General features: G+C 70.8%; 21 protein-coding genes. 8 read left to right on the forward strand and 13 right to left on the reverse strand.

The window, feature by feature from the left end; translation table 11 throughout:
• Positions 1-12: 12 nt before the first annotated feature.
• Positions 13-843: a hypothetical protein gene (locus tag O7623_RS15935; protein ID WP_282223839.1), complete on the reverse strand. Its 831-nt coding sequence runs from the start codon at positions 841-843 to the stop codon at positions 13-15.
• 327 nt (positions 844-1,170) lie between these two features.
• On the opposite strand from O7623_RS15935, the gene O7623_RS15940 reads away from it, so the two are divergent.
• Complete coding sequence (locus tag O7623_RS15940; RefSeq protein WP_282223840.1) at positions 1,171-2,037, forward strand: DUF559 domain-containing protein; 867 nt, start codon at positions 1,171-1,173, stop codon at positions 2,035-2,037.
• 115 nt (positions 2,038-2,152) lie between these two features.
• On the opposite strand, the gene O7623_RS15945 is transcribed toward O7623_RS15940, so the two are convergent.
• Genes O7623_RS15945 through O7623_RS15965 form a run of 5 tightly spaced genes read right to left on the reverse strand, consistent with a single transcriptional unit; the run spans position 2,153 to position 7,568 of the window.
• Positions 2,153-3,361: a saccharopine dehydrogenase C-terminal domain-containing protein gene (locus O7623_RS15945; protein WP_282223841.1), complete on the reverse strand. Its 1,209-nt coding sequence runs from the start codon at positions 3,359-3,361 to the stop codon at positions 2,153-2,155.
• Between the two features lie 39 nt (positions 3,362-3,400).
• On the reverse strand, positions 3,401-4,228 hold the full coding sequence (locus tag O7623_RS15950) for an ABC transporter permease (protein ID WP_282223842.1): 828 nt from the start codon (positions 4,226-4,228) through the stop codon (positions 3,401-3,403).
• Positions 4,228-5,175: an ABC transporter permease gene (locus O7623_RS15955; protein ID WP_282223843.1), complete on the reverse strand. Its 948-nt coding sequence runs from the start codon at positions 5,173-5,175 to the stop codon at positions 4,228-4,230. The genes O7623_RS15950 and O7623_RS15955 overlap by 1 nt, the downstream gene beginning before the upstream one ends.
• Positions 5,172-6,320 (reverse strand): ABC transporter ATP-binding protein, encoded by a 1,149-nt coding sequence (locus O7623_RS15960; RefSeq protein ID WP_282223844.1) that lies wholly within the window; start codon positions 6,318-6,320, stop codon positions 5,172-5,174. Before O7623_RS15960 ends, O7623_RS15955 begins: the two co-directional genes overlap by 4 nt.
• A 9-nt stretch (positions 6,321-6,329) precedes the next feature.
• Positions 6,330-7,568 (reverse strand): spermidine/putrescine ABC transporter substrate-binding protein, encoded by a 1,239-nt coding sequence (locus O7623_RS15965; protein ID WP_282223845.1) that lies wholly within the window; start codon positions 7,566-7,568, stop codon positions 6,330-6,332.
• A 237-nt stretch (positions 7,569-7,805) separates the two neighbouring features.
• On the opposite strand from O7623_RS15965, the gene O7623_RS15970 reads away from it, so the two are divergent.
• The 4 genes from O7623_RS15970 to O7623_RS15985 all read left to right on the forward strand — a co-directional run bounded on the left by O7623_RS15970 (position 7,806) and on the right by O7623_RS15985 (position 12,505).
• Positions 7,806-8,288: an Lrp/AsnC family transcriptional regulator gene (locus tag O7623_RS15970; protein ID WP_282223846.1), complete on the forward strand. Its 483-nt coding sequence runs from the start codon at positions 7,806-7,808 to the stop codon at positions 8,286-8,288.
• A gap of 114 nt (positions 8,289-8,402) precedes the next feature.
• Positions 8,403-9,263 (forward strand): SPFH domain-containing protein, encoded by an 861-nt coding sequence (locus O7623_RS15975; RefSeq protein WP_282223847.1) that lies wholly within the window; start codon positions 8,403-8,405, stop codon positions 9,261-9,263.
• 396 nt (positions 9,264-9,659) lie between these two features.
• A complete protein-coding gene (locus O7623_RS15980; protein WP_282223848.1) occupies positions 9,660-11,006 on the forward strand; it encodes an aspartate aminotransferase family protein in 1,347 nt (448 codons plus the stop codon).
• Between the two features lie 149 nt (positions 11,007-11,155).
• Positions 11,156-12,505 (forward strand): FAD-dependent oxidoreductase, encoded by a 1,350-nt coding sequence (locus O7623_RS15985; protein WP_282229428.1) that lies wholly within the window; start codon positions 11,156-11,158, stop codon positions 12,503-12,505.
• A gap of 25 nt (positions 12,506-12,530) precedes the next feature.
• Here the strand turns inward: O7623_RS15985 and O7623_RS15990 are convergent, their stop codons facing one another.
• Positions 12,531-12,905 carry a DUF3499 domain-containing protein gene (locus tag O7623_RS15990; RefSeq protein ID WP_282223849.1) on the reverse strand — a complete coding sequence of 125 codons (375 nt, stop codon included), beginning with the start codon at positions 12,903-12,905 and terminating at the stop codon, positions 12,531-12,533.
• Between the two features lie 220 nt (positions 12,906-13,125).
• Between O7623_RS15990 and O7623_RS15995 the strand changes: the two genes are divergently transcribed.
• Positions 13,126-13,491 carry a metallopeptidase family protein gene (locus O7623_RS15995; RefSeq protein ID WP_282229429.1) on the forward strand — a complete coding sequence of 122 codons (366 nt, stop codon included), beginning with the start codon at positions 13,126-13,128 and terminating at the stop codon, positions 13,489-13,491.
• Between the two features lie 72 nt (positions 13,492-13,563).
• Here the strand turns inward: O7623_RS15995 and O7623_RS16000 are convergent, their stop codons facing one another.
• The 6 genes from O7623_RS16000 to O7623_RS16025 form a co-directional block, all read right to left on the reverse strand.
• Complete coding sequence (locus O7623_RS16000) at positions 13,564-13,821, reverse strand: WhiB family transcriptional regulator (protein ID WP_123605977.1); 258 nt, start codon at positions 13,819-13,821, stop codon at positions 13,564-13,566.
• 474 nt (positions 13,822-14,295) lie between these two features.
• Positions 14,296-14,661 (reverse strand): phospholipase, encoded by a 366-nt coding sequence (locus O7623_RS16005; RefSeq protein ID WP_282223850.1) that lies wholly within the window; start codon positions 14,659-14,661, stop codon positions 14,296-14,298.
• 52 nt (positions 14,662-14,713) lie between these two features.
• Positions 14,714-16,102, reverse strand: a complete 1,389-nt coding sequence (locus O7623_RS16010) for a DUF4331 domain-containing protein (protein ID WP_282223851.1) — start codon at positions 16,100-16,102, stop codon at positions 14,714-14,716.
• 92 nt (positions 16,103-16,194) lie between these two features.
• A complete protein-coding gene (locus tag O7623_RS16015; protein WP_282223852.1) occupies positions 16,195-16,473 on the reverse strand; it encodes a hypothetical protein in 279 nt (92 codons plus the stop codon).
• 192 nt (positions 16,474-16,665) lie between these two features.
• Positions 16,666-19,215 (reverse strand): bifunctional FO biosynthesis protein CofGH, encoded by a 2,550-nt coding sequence (locus O7623_RS16020; RefSeq protein WP_282223853.1) that lies wholly within the window; start codon positions 19,213-19,215, stop codon positions 16,666-16,668.
• 67 nt (positions 19,216-19,282) lie between these two features.
• Complete coding sequence (locus tag O7623_RS16025) at positions 19,283-20,128, reverse strand: hypothetical protein (RefSeq protein WP_282223854.1); 846 nt, start codon at positions 20,126-20,128, stop codon at positions 19,283-19,285.
• Between the two features lie 75 nt (positions 20,129-20,203).
• Here O7623_RS16025 and cofD point away from each other — a divergent pair, with 75 nt between their 5' ends.
• A complete protein-coding gene (cofD, locus tag O7623_RS16030) occupies positions 20,204-21,181 on the forward strand; it encodes a 2-phospho-L-lactate transferase (protein ID WP_282223855.1) in 978 nt (325 codons plus the stop codon).
• Positions 21,178-22,350: a coenzyme F420-0:L-glutamate ligase gene (locus O7623_RS16035; RefSeq protein ID WP_282223856.1), complete on the forward strand. Its 1,173-nt coding sequence runs from the start codon at positions 21,178-21,180 to the stop codon at positions 22,348-22,350. The genes cofD and O7623_RS16035 overlap by 4 nt, the downstream gene beginning before the upstream one ends.
• Positions 22,351-22,383: the final 33 nt, after the last annotated feature.

Genomic DNA, 22,383 nt, shown 5'->3' on the forward strand with positions numbered 1-22,383 from the left:
AGCCGACCCGGCTCAGCCGGCAGCGGGTGCGGGCGTCCCGCCGGCCGGGTCCGGACCGGTGCCGCTGGCCGGCTCACCAGTCGCGGTGGCCGGCGCAGTCGCAGTGGCCGGCGCAGTCGCAGTGGCCGGCCTGGCGCCAGTGGCCGACTCGGTCGCAGCAGTGGCGCCCCACCGGGGCAGCCAGCCTTCGCCAACGGCGAGACACCGGACGACCAGCAGCACCAGCAGTGGGCCGCCGAGCACCGCCACGAGCAGGCTGACCAGGTCCGGCGACATCGTGTCCGCCGGCCGTACGCTGACCACACCGGCCGGATCGACCACCAGCTCGGCCGAATCGCCGACCTGGTAACGGTCGTCGCTGAGCAGGTCCGGCACCAGGACGGCACCGCTGGTGTCCTGCCACTGGTAGTCGCAGTCGACCACGTCGCCGCGTTGCTGCGTACACTCCCGGGCGACCACCACCGCGGTGACCCGGTCCCCGGCGGCGGTGAGGTAGCCGATGCTGGCCAGGTCGGCGACGACCAGGCTGACCAGCGCCACCGCCAGGGTGATCAGCAGTCCTGGCCAGCTGCGGCGGACCCGGTAGGCGACCGCCATCGCCAGCAGTGCGCCTCCGGCCATCGCCACACCGAAGCCGATGATGCTGCCGACGTCGCCGAGGAACGCCCCGGCCGTACCGAGCAAGGCGAAGCCGGTGCCGACGGCCGCGACCCGCCATCCGACGCGGGCCGGCCACGGGTGCGGAGGCGGCCACCGCAGCAGGCCGCCGATCCGGCTCCACCCGCTGTTGCCCGCCAGCACCGTCCTGTCGCGTCGCTGCTGCTCGCCGAGATCCTCGATCACCACATCATCCTGACCGTCACCGATCCGACCCGCCGTCATCCTGACAGCCGCGACGCGGATCCGGCTCAGCCACTCGGGCGAATCCCTAGCCAGTGGCCCCTCCCACCCCCTCCCCTCGCCCGCCCCGCCCCGCCACCTCCCCCCAAGATCGCGACGATCTTGCACTCATCGTGAATTTTTGTCCACTTTGTTCCACAATAAGTGCAAGATCGTCGCGATCATGCACAGTGCGGGCGGGCAGGAAGGTTATCCACAGGGGCCGCGTTCATCCACAGCTCGGCTGACGGCACCAGCCCCGACGTAGGGCGTCGCAACAAGGTGCCAGGCATGGCTGACGCGATGCGTTACCGGGAACTGCGGAACTCCGGCATCAGCGAGGGCGAGATTCGGGGTCGGGTCGACCGCGGTCAACTCTGGCGCCCGTTCAACGACACGTACCTTCCTGCGACGTCGGCGCGACAACTCCCGCACGCCCGACTCCGGGCGCTGCTGGTCCGGCTACCGCCGGCCGCGTTGATCTGTCGGCAGAGTGCCGCGCCGTTGCACGGCTTCGGTGACTTCGTCACCCGAACCACCGACCACAGGGTGCATGTGCTGCTACCGGCAGGCGTCCCTCGACCCCGGTTGCGCGGTGTGGTCGTCCACGAAACCGCCCTGCCGGCCGAGCCCTGTCTCGTCGACGGCGTGTGGTGCACGTCCCCGGCGCGTACCGCAGTCGACCTGGCACGAACATCCGGCCGGATCGACGCCCTGCCCGTCCTTGACGGCGCGCTGCGGGCCGGCCGATGCGATCTCGACACACTCGCCGCCGAGGTGGCGCTGCACTCCGGCCTGCCGGGCGTGGTCAAGCTACGCGAACTGCTCAAGGCGGCGGATGCGGGTGCCCAGTGCCGCCAGGAGAGTCAGCTACGGCTCATCGCCATTGATGGCGGGCTGCCCCGTCCGCAGACCCAGATCAAGATCCTCGATGCCTCGTTCATCACCCGGTACGTGATCGACCTCGGGTGGGAGGAGTCGCGGGTCGGCGCGGAGTACGACGGCCGGTCGCATCTCACCGCCGAGCGAGCCCAACATGATCGGGAGCGACACAACTGGCTCGCCGCGCAGGGCTGGCGGATGCGGTACTTCACCGCCGTCGACATCTATCGACGCCCACGACACGTGGTGGCCGTCCTACGTCAGGCCCTCGCTTGATCGCGACGATCTTGCACTTATCGTGGAACAAAGTGGATATATCTTCTCGATGAGTGCAAGACCGTCGTGGTCATGGGCTGCGGGTTGCAAGAGCGTCGTGGTCATGGGCCGTGGATCAGGAGGTACGCAGGCCCCAGGGAGACCCGTACGCGGTGAGCAGGTCGAGGAACGGCTGCGCCGGGAACGCCTCCGGCCCCAGCACCCCGGTGCCGGACCAGGTCCCTCCTGCCAGCAGCTCCAACGCCACCACCGGGTTGACGGCGGTCTGCCAGACCACTGCCTGGTGGCCGTACTCGGCCATCGACCACTCGTTGTCTACCACGTGGTAGAGGTACACCTCCAGCGGTGCACCGGTCGGGGACAACCCGGTGACCCAGGTGCCGGCGCAGGTCCTGCCCCGCATCCGGTCCCCCAGGGTGGCCGGATCCGGCAGACAGGCGGCGACCACGTCGCGCGGGGCGACCCGTACGCCGCCGACGGTCACCGGCCGGGTCGAGTCCAGTCCCAGCTTGTGCAGCGTCTTGAGGACGTCGATGAACTCGGCCCCGAGGCCGTACTTGAAGGTGACCCGCTTCGCCGACACCCAGCGCGGGATCAGCAGCACCTCCTCATGCTCGACGTTGACGCACTCGACCGGGCCGATGCCGTCGGGGAAGTCGAAGACCTCCGGTTCACTGAACGGCGCCGTGGTGTACCAGCCCCGGTCGGCTTCCCAGATCACCGGCGGGTTCAGGCACTCCTCGATGGTGGTCCAGATGGAGAACGACGGGGCGAAGTCGTAGCCGTCGACGGTCAGGTTCGCGCCGTCGCGTACCCCGATCTGGTCGATCGACGAGAACAGGTGGTCGGCGGCGTAGCGGGCGAACACGTCGGACAGCCCCGGTTCGACGCCGATGCCGACCAGGGCCAGCCGGCCGGCGGCAGCCCAGTCGGCGGCGACGGCGAACTGCGCGTCGCCGAGTTTCACCCCGCATGCGGTGTGCGGCCGGTCGGGGTGCGGCGTGGACAGCGACATCGCCATGTCCAGGTAGTCGGCACCGGCGGCGTACGCGCCGTCGAAGATCGGCATGACGAAGCGCGGGTCGACGGCGTTGAGCACGTGGGTGATCCGGTGTTCCCGGCACAGCGCGGTCACCGCCTCGGCCGAGGAGGCGTCGAGCGAGCCGGCGGCGACAAAGCGAGGGTCGCTGCAGGCGGCGACAGCCCGGGCGGCGCGGGCCGGGTCGCGGTCGGCGACCACCATGGTGTCGAAGAAGTCCCGGCGGGCGGCGATCGACACCGCCGCCGCGCCCACGCCACCGGCGCCTATCAGCAGGATCCGCATCGCGCTCCCTTCGGCAGGATCCGCATCGCGCTCCCCCGATCAGCCCAGGCCGGCGCGGCGACGCCGGCCGATCGTGCCACCGAGCACCACCAGCAGCAGCGCGACCGCGAACATCGCCGTGCCGATCACGTTCACCTGCGGTGGGATACCGCGCTGCGCGGCACCCCACACGTACATCGGGAAGGTGACGGTGGTGCCGGAGGTGAAGTTGGTGACGATGAAGTCGTCGAACGACAGGGAGAACGACAGCAGCGCGGCGGCGACGATGCCGGGCAGCACCAACGGCAGGGTGATCAGCCGGAACGTCTGCCACGGCGTGGCGTACAGGTCGGTCGCCGCCTCTTCCAGCCGGGTGTCCATGCCGGCCAGCCGCGCCTTGACGGTGACCACGACGAAGCTCAGGCAGAACATCACGTGGGCGATCACCACGGTCCAGAAGCCGAGCGGCACCGCGCCGGCCACGAACAGCGTCAGCAGCGACGAGCCCAGCACCAGCTCCGGGGTGGCCATCGGCAGGAAGATCAGCAGGTTGGTCGCGGACCGGCCGCGGAACCGGTGCCGGACCAGCGCGAACGCCATCAAGGTGCCGAGGACCGTCGCGGTGAGGGTGGCCAGGAAACCGATCTGTACGCTGCGCAGCACCGCGTCGCACATGTCGCTGGTCGCGCAGGGCTGCCGCCAGTTGTCCAACGTGAACTCGTTGAAGTCGTATGACAGTCGGCTGGACGGCCGGTTGAACGACAGCCCGGCGACCACCGCCACCGGCAGCAGCAGGTAGCCGAGCACCAGCAGGCCGACGCCGAGAACCCAGTGGTCGACCAGCCACCGGGCCAGCCGCGCGCCGGTCCCCGGAACACCCGGGCCCATCACAGCACCTCCTCGGTGCCGGTACGCCGGACGTAGACCGACACGATGACCAGGATCGTCGCCATCAGCAGGAACGACAGCGCCGCCGCCTGCGGATAGTCCAGCCGCACCAGGAACGCCGAGTCGATCACGTTGCCGATCATGTACTCGTTCGGGGTGCCGAGCAGCCGGGCGTTGATGTAGTCCCCCGACGCGGGAATGAACGTGAGCAGCGTGCCGGCGACCAGGCCGGGGGCCGACAGCGGCAGGGTCACCCGCCAGAAGGCCCGCGCCGGGGAGGCGTACAGGTCACTGGCGGCTTCCAGCAGCCGGGGATCGAGCCGCTCCAGGCTCGCGTACAGCGGCAGCACCATGAACGGCAGGAAGTTGTACGTCAACCCGAGCACCACCGCGACCGGGGTGAACAGCAGCCGGCCGTCCGGGGCGAGCAGGTGCAGATCCTGCAGTACGCCGACCAGCCAGCCGTTCTCCGACAGGATCGTCTTCCAGGCCAGGGTGCGGACCAGGAAACTGGTGAACATCGGGGCGACGACGCAGACCAGCATCAGGTTCTTCCACCGGCCGGCCTGCTGGGCGATCGCGTACGCCAGGGGATAGCCGAGCAGCACCGCGATCACGGTGGCGGTGCCGGCGTAGAGGAAGCCCCGGCCGAACTGGGTCCAGTACGCCGACAGCGCCGCCGGGTAGTTGCCGAACGACCAGGTCATCGCGTACCCGGTGGCCAGCGAGCCGTTCGGGTCGTACAGGCTGGTCGCCCCGAGCTGGATCGCCGGGACCGCGAAGAACAGGATCAGCCAGGCTCCGCCCGGCAACAGCAGCAGGTACGGCAGCAGTCGGCTGCGTCCGCGTCGGGTCGGCACCGGCGGCGTGCCCGGTCCGCCCCCGGCCGGCCCCCTGCCGGCCGGTCCGCCCCCGGCCGCACCACCGACGTGCGCCAGGACGCTCATGAGGCGGGTACGGCTTCGTCGAGCAGCGGTGCGGTCTGGTCACCGGCGCCCGGTTCGCGGGCCAGCAGGAAGGCGTGCGCCGGCTGCCAGTAGGCGACCACGTCGGCACCGACCGGCGTCAGCGCGCCCTCGCCGAGGTTCGGGCTGAACACGCTCAGCTCGGTGCCCCAGCCGGTGCGCACCTGGTACTGGGTGCTGACCCCCAGGTACGCCAGGTCGGTGACGACACCGGGGACCGACTGCGCCCCGGCGGGCACCTGATCGGCGTCCCGGGCCAGGGCGAGCTTCTCCGGACGTACCCCCAGATGGACCGGACCCTCGACGGACCGGGACCTGGCCGCGGGCACCGCGAACCGCGCGCCGTACGCGGTGACCAGGATGTCGTCGCCGGATCGGCCGGTGACCTCGCCGGCGATCAGGTTCGACTGGCCGAGGAAGTTCGCGACGAACGCGGTCGCCGGGAACTCGTACATCTGCGCGGGTGGGCCGAGCTGCTCGATGCGGCCGGCGTGCATCACCGCGACGGTGTCGGCCATCGTCATGGCCTCCTCCTGGTCGTGGGTGACGTGCACGAAGGTGATGCCGACCTCGGTCTGGATCCGTTTCAGCTCGGTCTGCATCTGCCGGCGCAGTTTCAGGTCGAGGGCGCCGAGCGGTTCGTCGAGCAGCAGCACCTGCGGGTGGTTGATCAACGCGCGGGCCAGGGCCACCCGCTGCTGCTGCCCGCCGGAGAGCTGCTGCGGCCGGCGTGGGCCGAAACCGCCGAGCTGCACCAGCTCCAGCATCTGCTCGACCTGTTTCCGCACGTCGCGGATGCCGCGTCGGCGCAGTCCGAACGCGACGTTCTCGGCGATGCTCAGGTGCGGGAAGAGGGCGTAGCTCTGGAAGACGGTGTTGACCGGCCGGCGGTACGGCCGCAGCCGGGTGATGTCGTGCCCGCCGAGCAGCACCTGACCGCTGGTGGGCTGTTCCAGCCCGGCGACCATCCGTAGCGTGGTGGTCTTGCCACAGCCGGAGGCACCGAGCAGGGCGAAGAACGCCCCCTGCGGCACGGTCAGGCTCAGTTCGTCCACCGCGAGGAACGGGCCGAACCGTTTGGTCACGTTCGCCAGGTGCAGGTCACCGGCGGGCGGGTCGATCGCCATCGTGCCGCCTCAGGCCCCGATGACCTGCTGGAACTTCTGCTCGTACGAGCGTTCCTGCTCCTCGGTGAGCGCCATGAAGACCTTGGCCTGGCCGAGCAGCGCCTCGTCGGGGAAGATCAGCGGGTTGGCGGCCAGCTCCGGATCGATGGCGGCCATCGCCTCCTGGGCGCCGGCGACCGGGCAGATGAAGTTGACGTACGCGGCGACCTCGGCGGCGACCGCCGGGTCGTAGTAGTGGTCCATCAACTTCTCGGCGTTGGTCTTGTGGGCGGCCTGGTTCGGCACCTGCATGTTGTCGGAGAAGAGGATCAGCCCGGATTCGGGTGCCTGGAAGACGATGTTGGGGTCCTCGGCGGCCAACTGGATGACGTCGCCGGACCAGCCGATGCAGGCGGCCACGTCGCCCCGGGCCAGGTCGGCGGCGTAGTCGTTGCCGGTGAACCGGCGGATCTGCCCGTCGGCGACCGCCTGACGCAGCTTCTCCAGGGCGTCGTCGAACTGCGCGTCGGTGAAGTCCGACGGGTCGTGGCCGCCGGCCTGCAGCAGCAGACCCATGGTGTCGCGCATCTCGGTCAACGCGGTCACCCGGCCCTTGAGGTCGGCCCGGGTGAGCAGTTCGTCGATGGTCCGGACCTCGCCGGTGACGCTGCCGTTGTAGGCGATCCCGGTCAACCCGGACTGCCACGGTACGGCGTACGAGTCGTCGGGGTCGAACGGCCGGGCCTTCAGCGACGGCAGCAGGTTGGCCGTGACGTTGGGCAGGTTCGCCTTGTCGAGTGACTGCACCCAGCCGAGCCGGATCATGCGGGCGGCCAACCAGTCGGTGAGCACCATGATGTCGCGGCCGGTGGGCTGGCACGCCGACAGCTGGTTCTGCACCTTGCCGAAGAACTCGTTGTTGTCGTTGATGTCCTCGGTGTAGGTGACCTCGATGCCGCTGGCCTGCTGGAACGCTTCCAGGGTGGGGCGGCGGCTCTCGTCGTCGGCGTCGACGTCGATGTACTGCGGCCAGTTGGAGAAGGCGAGCGTCTTCTCGCTGTCGGAGACGTCCTCGCTGACGCAGCTGGACTCGGTCTGCTGGGCCGCCGGGGTGCCGCAGGCGGCGAGGGCGCTGCCGGCGAGCAGGACTCCGCCGGAGGCGGCGGCGCCGCGGACCAGGCTGCGGCGGCTCACCGAGCGGCCGGCGCCGAGGGCGGTGAGCAGGGCGGCGGCCGGCGCGGACGGCGGCGGGCGGAGGCGGCTACGCATGGACGGCTCCTGAAGGGGTGAGGGTCGGCGGAGCCGACCCGGAAGCAAGGCGGCGTAGTGTGTGACCAATTAGACGCCGATCCTGACATGCAGGTGCCCGCATCACAAGGGATTCCGTTGCGGAGCTCGCCATTGGCGACGAAATGCGCCAGACTCAGACTCTTAACGTCGGTCGACTCGGCGGCGTACCACCTGCAGGGAATAATGCACCGACTTTGGCAGAGAGGGAACCCTGGGATGGGCACACGGCAGTCCGGCGGCGGCGGACCGGGCCACGTACTCCTCGACGACGTGGCCAAGCAGATCATCGAACAGCTGCAGGAGGACGGCCGGCGGCCGTACGCGACGATCGGCAAGGCGGTCGGGCTGTCCGAGGCGGCGGTCCGCCAGCGGGTGCAGCGGCTGCTCGACGCCGGGGTGATGCAGATCGTCGCGGTCACCGACCCGCTGCAGCTCGGCTTCCCCCGGCAGGCGATGATCGGTCTACGTACCTCCGGGGACCTGGAGACGGTCGCCGACCGGCTCGCCGAGCTCGACGAGGTCGACTACGTGGTGATCACCGCCGGGTCGTTCGACCTGCTCACCGAGGTGGTCTGCCGCAACGACGACCACCTGCTGGAGATCCTGCAGCGGCTGCGCGACGTCGAAGGCGTCGTCTCGACCGAGGCGTTCGTCTACCTCAAACTGCGCAAACAGACCTACACCTGGGGTACGGCCTGAACCCGTACCGTTGATTGACCCACCTACCCTGACGACACACGTCGAACAGATCGGGGCGGGCAGATGCGTCGTCGTCGGGTACGGATGATCGCAGGCGTCTCAGCGGTGCTACTGGTGACCGTGGCCGGCTGCAGCACGGTCAGCACCGAATCGGACCAGGTGGCGTTGCACTACGACGCCGGGGCCTTCTCCAGCACCACATACCAGGAGTGCGTCACCCAGAACAACCGTGCCTGGGACGGGCCGGGCGAGCGGTACTACGTCTACCCGGCGGGCCAGCGTACGTTCGACTTCACCGGCCGGGAGGGCTCCGAGTCCCCGCCGTTCGTGGTGGTCTCGAAGGACAACCAGGAGCTGACCGTCTCCGGTGGACTCACCTTCCACCTGGACACCTCGTGCGAGGACGACGGCGGCATGCTGCGCGAGTTCCACGAGGAGATCGGGCTGAAGTTCCAGCCGATGGTCGACGGCGACGGCCGCACCACCGACCGGTGGCTGGAGATGCTGGCCTTCTACATCGGCCACCCGTTGCAGCGGGCGATGGCCACCGAGGCGCAGAAGTACGACTGGCTGGCGCTGTACAACGACCCGGCCACCCGGGCCGCGTTCGAAACGGCGATCAACGCCGACCTGGGCGCGGCGGTGCAGGCCACCACCGGCGGCCGGGCGTACTTCCTGCAGTTCAACCTCACCCTGCAGAAGCCGACGCCCCGTCAGGAGCTGGTCGACGGCCTCGCGGCGGTGCAGGTGGCGATCACCGAACGGCGGGCGGTCACCGAACAGAACGCCACCGTCGAGGAGAAGCTCAAGCAGATCCGCCAGCTCGTCGAGGTGCTCGGCCCGGACGCGTACGTCCTCTACGAGGTGTTCCAGCGCTGCCTGACCGACGAGACCGCCAAGGGCTGCCCGACCTTCGTGCCGGTCCCGGCCGGCGGCAGCGTCGACCTCAACGCGCCCCGCCCGACCACCGACTGACCGCCTCATCTGAGCCGGGCACCGGCCCCGACCTCAGCTTCAGCCCCGACTGCGGCCTTCGGGCGGAGGCAGGTGTCCGATCGAGCGGTATTCCTGTGACGAATGATTATTCCTCACAGGAATACCGGTCTACGGCGGTACCTGCTCGGGGAGTTGGCTCGCGGGCGCACCGTGCCACGATCGGCTGACCGCGAAATGTCATCGAGCGGCACCGCTTGGGCGACTCAGCCCGTGATGCGGATTTCGTCGTTACAGATAGCCAGGATTGCTCAAATCGTGGCCGAACGCCGCTGTTGATCTCGTGAACCTTGCAGTGCGCGCCGGATCTGTGCGATAACCGTAGCCAGGACGGCGTCTGCGCAGGCGCCGGTGCTGCCGACGCGATGGGGCCACGACATGGGCAACCCGACCGACCACCTCTGGATGCACTTCACCCGGATGTCGAGCTACCGGGACGCCCCGGTGCCGACCATCGTGCGCGGCGAGGGCGCGTACGTCTGGGACAGCTCCGGACGCCGCTACCTGGACGGGCTGGCCGGGCTCTTCGTGGTCAACGCCGGCCACGGGCGCACCGAGCTGGCCGAGGCCGCCGCGAAGCAGGCCGGCGAGCTGGCGTACTTCCCGATCTGGTCGTACGCGCACCCGACGGCGGTCGAGCTGGCCGAGAAGATCGCCGCACTCGCCCCCGGCGACCTCAACCGGGTCTTCTTCACCACCGGCGGCTCGGAGGCGGTCGAGTCGGCCTGGAAGCTGGCCCGCGCCTACTTCAAGCTGACCGGCAAGCCGACCAAGCACAAGGTGGTCAGCCGGCACATCGCGTACCACGGCACCACGATGGGGGCGCTGTCGATCACCGGGCTGCCCGGCATCAAGGCCGACTTCGAGCCGCTGGTCCCGGGCGGGATCAAGGCCCCGAACACCAACTTCTACCGCGCGCCGGAGCACGGCGACGACCCGGTGGCGTTCGGCCGGTGGGCGGCCGAGGAGATCGGCCGGGCCATCGAACGCGAAGGCCCGGACACGGTGGCCGCCGTCTTCCTGGAGCCGGTGCAGAACGCCGGCGGCTGTTTCCCGCCGCCGCCGGGCTACTTCGAGCGGGTACGCGAGATCTGTGACGCCTACGACGTACTGCTCGTCTCCGACGAGGTGATCTGCTCGTGGGGGCGGCTCGGCGCGTACTTCGGTGCCGAGCGGTACGGCTACCAGCCGGACATCATCACCACCGCGAAGGGGATCACCTCCGGCTACTCGCCGCTGGGGGCGATGATCGCCTCGGACCGGTTGATCGCGCCGTTCCTCGACGGCACCGCGTCGTTCGCGCACGGCATCACCTTCGGCGGCCACCCGGTCTCCTGCGCGGTGGCGCTGGCGAACCTGGAGATCTTCGCCCGGGAGGACCTGATCGGGCACGTACGGGCCAACGAAAGCGCTTTCCGGGCCACCCTGGAAAAGCTGTACGACCTCCCGATCGTCGGTGACGTCCGGGGCGACGGATACTTCTACGGCATCGAGCTGGTCAAGGACCGCACCACCCGGGAGTCGTTCGACGACGCCGAATCGGAGCGGCTGCTGCGCGGGTTCCTCTCCGGGGCGCTGTTCGCCGCCGGGCTCTACTGCCGGGCCGACGACCGGGGCGACCCGGTGATCCAGCTGGCCCCGCCGCTGATCGCCGACCAGACCCAGTTCGACGAGATCGAGCAGATCCTGCGCGCGGTGCTGACCGAGGCCTGGCAGCGACTCTGACCCAGCCCCAAGATCCCGACGATCTTGCACCTATCGTTGGACAAAGTGGACATATTTCCTCGATAACTGCAAGATCGTCGGGGAGCAGGGAGGGGTGGCGGGTGGTCGGGCAGCAGCGGGGCAGTGGTCCCTGGGACGTGTCGTACTGGATGTCCACGGTCGACGAGGAGCTCACCCCGAGGCCGGCGCTGGACGGTGACCGGATCGCCGACGTGGTGATCGTCGGGGCCGGCTACACCGGCCTGTGGACCGCCTACTACCTGGCCCTGGCCGACCCGACGCTGCAGATCGTGGTGCTGGAGAAGGAGATCGCCGGGTACGGCGCCTCGGGGCGCAACGGTGGCTGGTGCTCGGCGCTGCTGCCGACGTCGCTGACCGAGCTGGCCCGCCGGCACGGCCGGGACGCGGCAGTGGCCATGCAGCAGGCCATGTACGCCACGGTCGACGAGGTGGGCCGGGTCGTCGCCGCCGAGGGCATCGACTGCCACTGGCACCAGGGCGGCACCGTCACGCTCGCCCGTACCCCGGCCCAGCTGCGCCGGGCCGAGGCGGCGGTCGCCGAGGCCCACGCGTACGGCGGATCCGACGCCGACCTGACTCTGCTCGACGCCGACGCGGCCACCGCCCGGTGTGCCGCCGACGGGGTGCTCGGGGGCACCTACACCCCGCACTGCGCGGCGATCCACCCGGCGCGGCTGGTCCGTGGCCTCGCCTCGGCGGTGCAGCGGTACGGCGTGACGATCCACGAACGGACCCCGGTGACGGCGTACGGCCCCGGCCTGGCCCGCACACCCACCGGGACGGTCCGCGCGCCGGTGGTGGTCCGGGCCACCGAGGGCTACACCCCGGCGCTGCCGGGCCTGGGCCGCGCGATCACCCCGGTCTACTCGTTGATGATCGCCACCGAGCCGCTGCCCGACGAGACGTGGGACCGCATCGGGCTGGCCGGGCGGGAGACGTTCAGCGACTTCCGGCACCTGATCATCTACGGCCAGCGCACCGCCGACGGGCGGCTGGCGTTCGGCGGGCGCGGCGCGCCGTACCATTTCCGGTCCCGGGTCCGGCCGGAGTTCGACCGCGACCCCCGAGTGTTCCGCGCGCTGCGTCGGACCCTGGGTGAGCTGTTCCCGGCGCTCGGCGAGGACGTCGCGCTCACCCACGCCTGGGGTGGGCCGCTGGGCGTGGCGCGGGACTGGGCGGCGTCGGTGGGGCTGGCCCGGTCGACCGGGCTGGCCTGGGCCGGCGGCTACGTCGGCGACGGCGTGGGGCTGGCCAACCTGGCCGGCCGTACGCTGGCCGACCTGATCCGGGACGCCGACAGTGAGCTGACCGCGCTGCCCTGGGTGGGGCACCGCTCGCCGCGCTGGGAGCCGGAGCCGCTGCGCTGGCTCGGGGTCAACGCCAGCGTACGGCTGATGGGCAGTGCCGACGCGGCGGAGGCCCGGTCGGGCCGGCCGTCGCGGCGGGCGGCGCTGATGAACCGGCTGATCGGCAGCTGAGCGCTGCCGCACACGCCCCGGCCCGTCAGGGCCTCGGCGGGATCACCCGCAGGTGGCCGCGGCGCCCGGTCGGGGAGTTGATGTCCAGATCGACGACGTCCGGCTCACCCGGCCGGGGCGGCGGGGCGGGGCGGGCCGCTTCGCGGACCGCTTCGGCGAGAGCCACCAGGTCGTCGGTGGTCGGCGGCGGCGGATCGAACTCCCCTTCGTGGCGCACCACCTGCCAGCCCCGGGGCGCGGTCAGGCTACGGGCGTGCTGCTCACACAGGTCGTACGTGTGAGGTTCGGCGAACGCGGCCAATGGCCCGACGACAGCGGTCGACTCGTTGTAGACGTAGGTCAACGTGGCGACGGCCTGACGGGGACAGCCGTTCCGGGAGCAGCGCCGCTGTGACCTCACGGCCGCACGTTATCTCTAATACCGGCTTCCCGACCAGCGTGCCGCCGCGACACGCCGAGACTCCTGATCCCCCACGCCCGAACGGCCCGGATCCGGACTACGCTGAGCTGGTGACCGGAGGATTTCTGTGACCGTCCCCGCGCCGGAAAGCGCCCAGGTGCCCCGCCGTGCGCGGCGGGACCGCCGGGACCGGCACGGGCGCGGTCTGCGCGGCCGACTGGTGCCGGCGACGGTGCCACTCGCCCGGACGAAGGCCGAGGTCTTCGACGAGCTGGTGCTGGACACGGTCGAGACGCTGGAACGCCGGTTCGCCAAGGAGCTCGTCGGGGTCGAGTTCGCCGTCGAGGACGTACCACCGGATCTGAACGTCTACGACTCCGACGTACTGGAGGACGGCGAGGTGCCATTGGCCCGGCTGCTGCCGGGGCGGCCGGGCCGGCAGGAGATGCCGCCCCGGATCGTGCTCTACCGGCGGCCGTTGGAGTTCCGGGCGATGGACCGGGAGGATCTCGCCGACCTGGTGCACGACGTGATCATCGAGCAGGTGGCGAACCTGCTGGGCGTGGACCCGGACGAGCTGGCCTGACCGGCCCGGCCGGTGGCCGAAAGAGCCGTCGGCCCGGCCGGGATGTCCGGGCCGGGCCGACGTGACGGTACGTCAGGCGACGCGCCGCTTGAGCTTGCGACGTTCCCGTTCGGACAGTCCACCCCAGATGCCGAACCGCTCGTCGTGGCCGAGTGCGTACTCCAGGCACTCGGACTTCACCTCACACCGCGAGCAGATCCGCTTCGCCTCACGAGTGGATCCGCCCTTCTCCGGAAAGAACGCCTCGGGGTCGGTCTGCGAGCACAGCGCCCGTTCCTGCCACTCCGGGGCGTTCCCGAGCAGGTCCGCAACCTCCAGCCGACCATCCATACGCGTGCCTCCTTTCGCGCGCCGCCCGATCCCGGTCGGCGCAACCCCCCACGCGGAAGGCGTGTCCAACTTGCCCGTTCGATCCGGTTTTAGTACGGCCCGTCCGAGCGACCCCAGGGAAATTACACGCGTGTAATGCGTGCGTCGTCAAGACGAACCTGGTAAATAAGGCTCCCTCTCGCGGACCGGGCCGACTGACCTCCCACCGTCATCAGGCCCGCAACCTGCCCTATCGATTCAGACCCCCGCCAAGTAACGCGACATCGGCGCGTCGCCCCCGCCACCTGCGTGGATCCGCACCCGCGACCCGCTACGGCGCGGGCCGGCCACCCGCCACCGCCCCCGGCCGCACACACGCCACCGAGCCGGCACCGCCAACGCGGTACCGGCTCGGTGGCGCGGTCTGATCGACCGCCTACCTCACGTGCCCTGCTGCCCTCCCCAGGGGTCTGTCACACCCAGAAGTCGATCTCGTCACACCGCGCGCGGGATCAACCTCCCGGCGGTCGCATGCTGCGGCCAGACGAACTCGGTCACCGCGCCGCCGGTGATCGTCACCTGACCGGCCGGCACGTCCTCGGAGCGCCAGACGGTGTACGTACCAGCCCGCAGGTCGGTGTAGACCGCACTGAAGAACACCCCGTCGTGCACCTGCCGCTCGCGGACCGCGGCATGGGTACGGGGCGTCGGCTCCGCGGCGTCCGGATCGGCGACCGGGCTGATCTCGATCTCCCGGCCGTGGAACTCCTGTCCGGTGTAGATGATCAGAGCCCCCATGTCACCACCGATGTCGAGGACGACACTGCCGGTCTCCGACGGGGCCAGACTGTGCTCGTGCATTGAGCCCACCTCCTGGGGTCTTACCTGCTGGCTCGAACGTCCGCGCGCGCGGTCAGGACGGGTTGTTGAAGCCGTCGTACGGCACCCCGAGATACGGGAACTTCTTCAGGAACGGGGCGGTCACGTCGGCGGCGCTCAACCCGTGGGTCACCGCCCCCGCCGCGTCGTCCGGAGTGAAGTTCTTGTCGATCAGCGGGAACGTCAACCCGGCGATCGCCCGCAGCGCGATCGTCACCACGTCGTCGGTGGTCCGCCGCCCGTTCGGGAAGCCGGCCAGGTCACCACCGAGCAGACCGAAGCGGCTGGGCCGCTTGGCCGGCGGGATGGCGGTGTTCAGCCGCAGCATGTCGGCCTGCAGGTCGCCGGTGTTGTTCTGGAAACCGTCGATCAGACCCGCCGGGATGCCGGTCAGCAGGATCGCCACGAGGTCCGCCCGGGGCTTGCCCGACTCGTTCAGCTCCGCCAGCCGGGGGAAGACGTCCGGGTAGAGCACCGGCAGCAACTGCGCCAGTTCGGGCTTCTCGACCAGGCCGGCGAACCGCTTGTCCTCCGACGGCGGCAGCGTGTTCCACAGGTCCTTCTGCGCCATCGGCACGATGACCTCGTTGAACAGCGGGTTGCCCAAGCGGGACACCTGCACCACCGGACCTACGTTGAGGTCCGCCGCCTTGGCCTCACCGAGCACCCGGATCTGCTGACGGCCCGCCGAGGTCCACACCCCGATCACCGAACGCTGGTCGTTGACGTCGTACCGCCCGCCGCCACTGACCAGGTGCGTGATCGGAATCTGCAGCGCGATGCTGGAGACATTGACCCGGTCCGTGGCGTTGACCGGCTCGTCCGCCGCGTTGAAGATGTCCTTTCCCACCACGTGCAACTGCTGGAACGGACGCAGATTGCCCAGGTCGAAAATCGCACCGAGGTCGACGAAGAAACCTTCCGCGCGCTGCCCGGCGAATACCCGCTCGCCAGTCTTCAGCTCGAACGTCGCATCGTTGGCCAGGCCGACGTAGTCCGGGGTGGACAGCGGCCCGATGTTGCACGGAGGGCACGGCACCTTCCGGGCCAGCACCTGCGCCCGGCCGTGTGCGTCCACCTTGGTCACGCTGTAGAACTGCCGCCGGTTCCAGTTCTCACTGTCCAGCGCGTCGATCGGACCGGTGTTGTAGAGGAACGTGTTCTCGTTGGTGATCTCCGTGACGAACCGGAACTGATAGGTGATGTCCGGGTGCCCGTCACCATTGTTGTCGACGTGGATCTCGTACAGCACGTCGTCGCCGAACTCGAAGAAGTTCGGTCCGCCCGACGGCACCTGAAACGGCAGATAGTTGGCGATCAGCGTGACCGTGTCCGGCCGGTCCGGACTGACGAACGCGTACACGTCGGTGCTGTCGGCAACCGGGTCTTTTGATATCTCCGGTGCCTCGCGGTGCGAAGACATGGCGAACCTACCTCACATAGCCTGAGTAAATCGGGAATCGACGCGGGACGCGCCAGGTGAAGAAAAGCTCGGGCGTACGCCGAGGAGGGCTGTCAGCCCTTGGCGGCGCGCTGCAGCCGAGCGGCGAGCCCTTTGTCACGTACCTCGATCCGTGAGGTGCCGACGAAGACGTCCATCGTGCCGCTGGACGGATCCCGCAGGTGCACGACGATCGCCTGGTCGCCGGCGGACCCGGCGAGCCGGCTGTCCACGGCCGCAGACAGGCCGGTGACGCTGACCGCCGCCGCGCCCACACCCGCGCTTGCCGCCACGGTCAGCACCTGACGGCGGGAGATCTTGAACTTCGGTCGGTTCCGCTGGCCAGTTCTCATGGACAACCTTTCCGGTGGGTCAGGGGGTAACCCACTGTCGCGACGGGACCTTCGCCAGCGGCAGGTCCATCGGTTGCCCCGCAGCCGCCGGCAACTATCCATACGCGCGACGACGCCGAGCGGTTCGACGGTGTGCGAAACAGGTTCGTCGGAATGTCCGGCTCCGCCCGCCGCCGGCCGGGCCGACCCCGGTCACCGCTGGTACGCGGTGCTGCGCTGCACCGCTGGACGCCCGGCGGCGGCCGCGATCGCCTGCAGCTGCGCCACCGTACGGGCCGATCCGTTGGCCGAACCCGCCATCCGGGAGATCGTCTCCTCCATCAGGGTGCCGCCCAGGTCGTTGCAACCGCCGCGCAGCATCGCGACCGTGCCCTCGTCACCCAGCTTCACCCAGGAACACTGGATGTTGTCGATCCGGCCGTGCAGCAGCAGCCGGGCCATCGCGTGCACCACCCGGTTCTCCCGCCAGGTCGGGCCGGGCCGGGCCAGTCCGGCCAGGTAGATCGGCGCGTTGGTGTGCACGAACGGCAGCGCCACGAACTCGGTGAACCCTCCGGTGCGGTCCTGCACCCCGGCCAGGACCCGGAAATGCGCCAACCACTGCGCCGGATGGTCCACGTGTCCGTACATCATGGTCGAGCTGGACCGCAGCCCCACCTCGTGGGCCGTGGTCACCACCTCGACCCAGGTGGCGGCCGGAAGTTTGCCCTTGGTCAGCACCCAGCGCACGTCGTCGTCGAGGATCTCGGCGGCGGTGCCGGGAATGGTGTCGAGGCCGGCCTCACGCAACCGCACCAGCCAGTCGCGCACCGGTACGCCGGCCTTGGCCGCCGCAGTGACGATCTCCATCGGCGAGAAGGCGTGCACGTGCAGCTGCGGCACCCGCTGCTTCACCGCACGGACCAGATCGACGTACGCGGTCACCGGCAGCGCCGGATCGATCCCACCCTGCATGCAGACCTCGGTCGCCCCGGCCTGCCAGGCCTCCTCGGCCCGGTCCGCCACCTGCTGTGCGGAGAGCCGGTACGCGTCGGCGTCGCGCTCCCGCTGGGCGAACGCGCAGAACCGGCAGCCGACGTAGCAGACGTTGGAGAAGTTGATGTTGCGGTTGACGACGTAGGTGACGTCGTCGCCGACGGTGTCGCGCCGCACGTCGTCGGCGATCCGGCAGAGCTGGTCCAGGGCCACCCCGTCGGCGGCGAACAGCGCCAGTGCCGCGTCGGTGTGCCGGGGCTGCAACAACGCCGCCGGGTCCTCGGCGGCCAGCCGCAACCCGGCCCGCAGATCAGCGTCCCCGTCGGTGCCGGTTGCGGCCCCGACACCCGTGGGTACGCTGATCCGCCCGGCCACCTCGGCCCAGTCGCCGTACACCTGGTCGAAGTCGCCCCGCCGGTCGTCGGTGCGCCCGGTGGTGTCGATGGTGGCGTGCAGGTCGGTCCGGCCGGTCGAGGGGAACACCTCCTCCGGCTCCTGCCAGGGCCGACCGACCGGCCGGGCGGCGGAGTCGGCCAGCCCGGTGTCCGCCTCGGCGAGCGCCGCGACGTGCCCGGTCAGCCGTGGATCGAGCCAGGCGCCGCCACGCCGCACGTACTCGGGATAGATCGTCAACCGCTCCCGCAGCGTGAAGCCGGCGTCGGCGGTACGCCGGGCCAGCTCCTCGATCTGCGGCCACGGACGCTCCGGGTTGACGTGGTCGGGGGTCACCGGGGACACCCCGCCCCAGTCGTCGATGCCGGCCCGCAGCAGCAACGCGTACTCCCCGGCGACCAGGTTCGGTGGTGCCTGCAACCGGGCCGACGGGCCGAGCAGGATCCGGCCGACGGCGACCGTCGCTGCCAGGTCCCGCAGCTCGGCGTCCGGCATGCCGCGCATCGCCGTGTCCGGCTTGGCCCGGAAGTTCTGCAGGATCACCTCCTGGATGTGGCCGTACTCGCGGGCCGCCGACCGGATCGCGAACAGCGATTCGACCCGCTCCCGGCGCGTCTCGCCGATCCCGATCAGCAGCCCCGTCGTGTACGGCACCCCCACCCGGCCGGCGTCGGCGATCGCCCGCAACCGCACCGCCGGTTCCTTGTCCGGCGAGCCGAAGTGCGGGCCGCCCGGCTCGGACCACAGCCGGGTCGCGGTGGTCTCCAGCATCATCCCCATGCTCGGCGCGACCGGCTTGAGCCGTTGCAGCTCGGCCCAGCTCAACACGCCCGGGTTGAGATGCGGCAGCAGGCCGGTCTCCTCCAGTACGGCGATCGCACAGGCCCGCAGATAGTCGACGGTCGAGTCGTAGCCACGCTCGTCGAGCCACTGCCGGGCCGCCGGCCACCGCTCCTCCGGCCGGTCGCCGAGGGTGAACAACGCCTCCTTGCAGCCCTGGGCGGCACCGGCACGGGCGATCGCGAGGACCTCGTCGCGGTCCAGGTAGGCGGCGGGCAGCCGGCCGGGAACGGTGGCGAAGGTGCAGTAGTGGCACCGGTCCCGGCACAGCCGGGTCAACGGGATGAAAACCTTCCGGGAGTACGTGATCACCCCTGGCCGGCCGGCGTCGCGCAGCCCGGCGTCGCGGACCGCCCCGGCGATGGCGAGCAGTTCGTCCAGCTCCGCTCCGGTGGCGGCGAGCAACGCGGTCGCCTCGTCGACGTCGAGGCTGCGGCCGTCGGCGGCCCGGCGCAGCGCCCGACGCACACTCGCCGGTGTCGGGTGCTCCGCCGCGCCGTCGGCGGCGGCAACGGGGTCAGGGTGCGCGGTCACCCGTTGAGACTAGGTCCTCGCTGCCGCACTCATCGGTGGCATGCGCCACAGCTGGGCCTGGCCCCGGTCAGGAGATCCGCTGGGTCGGCTCGGCCGGTCCCGAATCGGCCGGCGGTCCCGAATCGGCCGGCGGCTCCGCAGCGCTCGGCGAACCCGATGTCGCCGGCGGCCCGGACGCGGGTCGCGGCGGGGGCGCGTACATCGGGTGCGGGTGCGGGTGCGGGTGCGGTGGACCGTACGGACCCGGAGGGCCGTAGCCACCCTGTGGGGGCGCAACGTAGCCGGCCTGCGGCGGTGGGCCGTAGCCGGGCGATGGTGGCGGGCCGTAGCCGGACTGCGGTGGCGGGCCGTAGCCGGGCGCGGGGGCGTACGGCCCCGGCGGCCCGTACCCGGCCGGCCCGGCGACCGGAGGGTTCGGCTTCGGTGCCTGGTAGCGGCCCTGCCAGAGTTGGAAGATCGCCAACCCGGCCACCCCGAGCACGGCCAGCCACGCCGCCCGGCCCAGCAGCCCCTGGAAGGCCGCCCGGATGCTGTCGTCGACCAGCACCACGAAACCGACCAGCAGACCGAACAGGCCACCGAAGACGGCCGCGACGGCGTACTCGATCAGCGCGACCAGGGTGATCAGCCGGGCCCGGGCCAGCTCCGGCGACAGGTGCGTGGCCAACAGCACCGCCACCAGCGGAAACCCGATGGTCACCAGGTTGACGAAGCCGCCGAAACTGTCCGCCGACCGGCGGGCGAACCCGGGACCGGCACCGAGCTGGTACGGCACGAGGAGGTCCAGCAGCGCGAGGAACAGGAAGACGGCGGTGGCGCCGAGCAGCACGACAGCCGCCACCTCCCGTAGCGGCATGGTGAAGTCCCTGGCCGGAGGTCGGTCTCCGGGTGTGGCCTCGGGGGGCGTGGTCACGGCTTCTCCCGATCCTTCAGTGGCGGTGTACCGGCAGAGCCTAACGGTGTCCGCCGATGGGCGAGGATGGTCGGCATGCGGATCGTGGTGCTGAGCGGTGGGATCGGCGGGGCGAAGTTCCTGGTCGGTGCCCGGGCGTACGCCCGGCGCACCGGGGCCGAGGTGACCGCCGTGGTCAACGTGGGTGACGACGTCATGCTGCACGGGCTGCGGATCAGCCCCGATCTGGACAGTGTGATGTACACCCTGGGTGGTGGTGCCGACCCGGAACGCGGCTGGGGTCGGGTCGACGAGACCTGGACCGTCAAGGAGGAGTTGGCCGCGTACCAGGCGGAGCCGACCTGGTTCGGGCTCGGTGACCGCGACATCGCCACCCACCTGGTGCGGACCACGATGCTCAACGCCGGCTACCCGCTGTCGGCGGTCACCGAGGCGCTCTGCGTCCGGTGGCGGCCGGGAATCCGGATGCTGCCGGCCACCGACGACCGGTTGGAGACCCATGTCGTCGTCGCGGACCCGGACGGCGGTGAGCGGGCCATCCACTTCCAGGAATGGTGGGTACGCCACCGGGGCGCGCTGCCGACGCACCGGTTCGTCTTCGTCGGGGCCGCCGAGGCGACACCGGCGGTCGGCGTACCGGAGGCGGTGGCCACCGCCGACGTCGTACTGATCGCGCCGAGCAATCCGGTGGTGAGCATCGCGCCGATCCTCGCCGTACCGGGAATCCGCGCCGCGCTGGTCGACGGCCCGGCACCGGTCGTCGGCGTCTCGCCGATCATCGGCGACGCGCCGGTCCGTGGAATGGCCGACCGCTGTCTGGCGGTGCTCGGCGCCCCCTGCACCGCCGGCGGTGTCGCCGGCCTGTACGGCGCCCGCCGCGACGGCGGCCTGCTCGACGGTTGGCTGGTCGACGGCGTCGACGCCGGCACCCGGCTCGACGGGGTCGAGGTCCGGGCCGCACCACTGTGGATGACCGACGAGGCGGCGACCGAGGCGATGGTCGCGGAAGCCGTGGAGCTGGCCGCAACGGCCAGGACCGAGGTCGCCGGATGAGACTGGAGATCCTGCCGGTGACCGGGATCGGCGAGGTACGGCCCGGTGACGACCTGGCCGACGTGATCGCCGACGCGGCACCGTGGCTGCGCGACGGCGACGTCCTGGTGGTGACCAGCAAGATCGTGTCGAAGGCGGAAGGTCGGCTGGTGGCGCTGCCGGCCGACGAGCCGGACCGTAGCCGGGTCCGCGCCGACCTGCTCGACGCCGAGACCGCCGAGGTGGTCGCCGAACGCGGGCCGACCCGGATCGCTCGGACCCGGCACGGGTTCGTGATGGCCGCCGCAGGGATCGACAACTCCAACGTGGCGTCCACCCATCTGGTGCTGCTGCCGGTGGACCCGGACCACTCGGCACGCCGGCTGCGGCGGGCGCTGCGGGCCCGGCGGGGCTGGGACGTGGCGGTGATCGTGTCGGACACGATGGGCCGGCCGTGGCGCAACGGCCTCACCGACGTCGCGCTCGGGGCCGCGGGCATCGACCCGGTCCGCGACTACCGGGGGCTGACCGATCCGTACGGCAACGAGTTGCGGCTGACCCAGGTGGCCGTGGTCGACGAACTCGCCAGCGCCGGTGACCTGGTCAAGGGCAAGGCAGAGCAGGTGCCGGTCGCGGTGGTACGCGGCTATCCGTGGCACCGGGGCGAGGCGGCGGAGCAGGCCGACGACGACGGCCCCGGGGTCCGGCCGCTGATCCGTGAACCGGGTCAGGACATGTTCCGGCTGGGCACCGCCGAAGCACACCGGGCCGGCCTGATCGCCGCCGCGACCCTGCCGGACCTCACCGGACCGGTCGACGGACCGGTCGACGCCGAGGCGGTACGGCGAGCGGTCCGGTTGGTGTCCGAGCTCACCGCGCCGGGCACCCGGTTCACCCCGTTGTCACCGCACGCCATGGCTGGGCCGACCGACGATGGGCCGACCGACGATGGGTCGACCACCGCCGTCTCGCCGATCGGCTACCTGCGCTGTCAGCCGCCCTCGGCCGCAGCGACGGATCTGGTGCGGTTCGGCGCGGACCTGCACCGGCTGCGGGCCGCGTTGGCCGCCGACGGCATCGCCAGCACGGCCCTGGTCACCGACGCACCCGACGGGCGGGTCGACGTACTGCTCGGGCTGACGCCCGACGCCGGGTCGACCGGCCACCTCGCGCACCGCGCCGGCAGCTGATCCGCACACCATCTGGGTGGCTGGCCCGCCGCC

Source organism: Solwaraspora sp. WMMD791, assembly GCF_029581195.1.
Taxonomy (GTDB): domain Bacteria; phylum Actinomycetota; class Actinomycetes; order Mycobacteriales; family Micromonosporaceae; genus Micromonospora_E.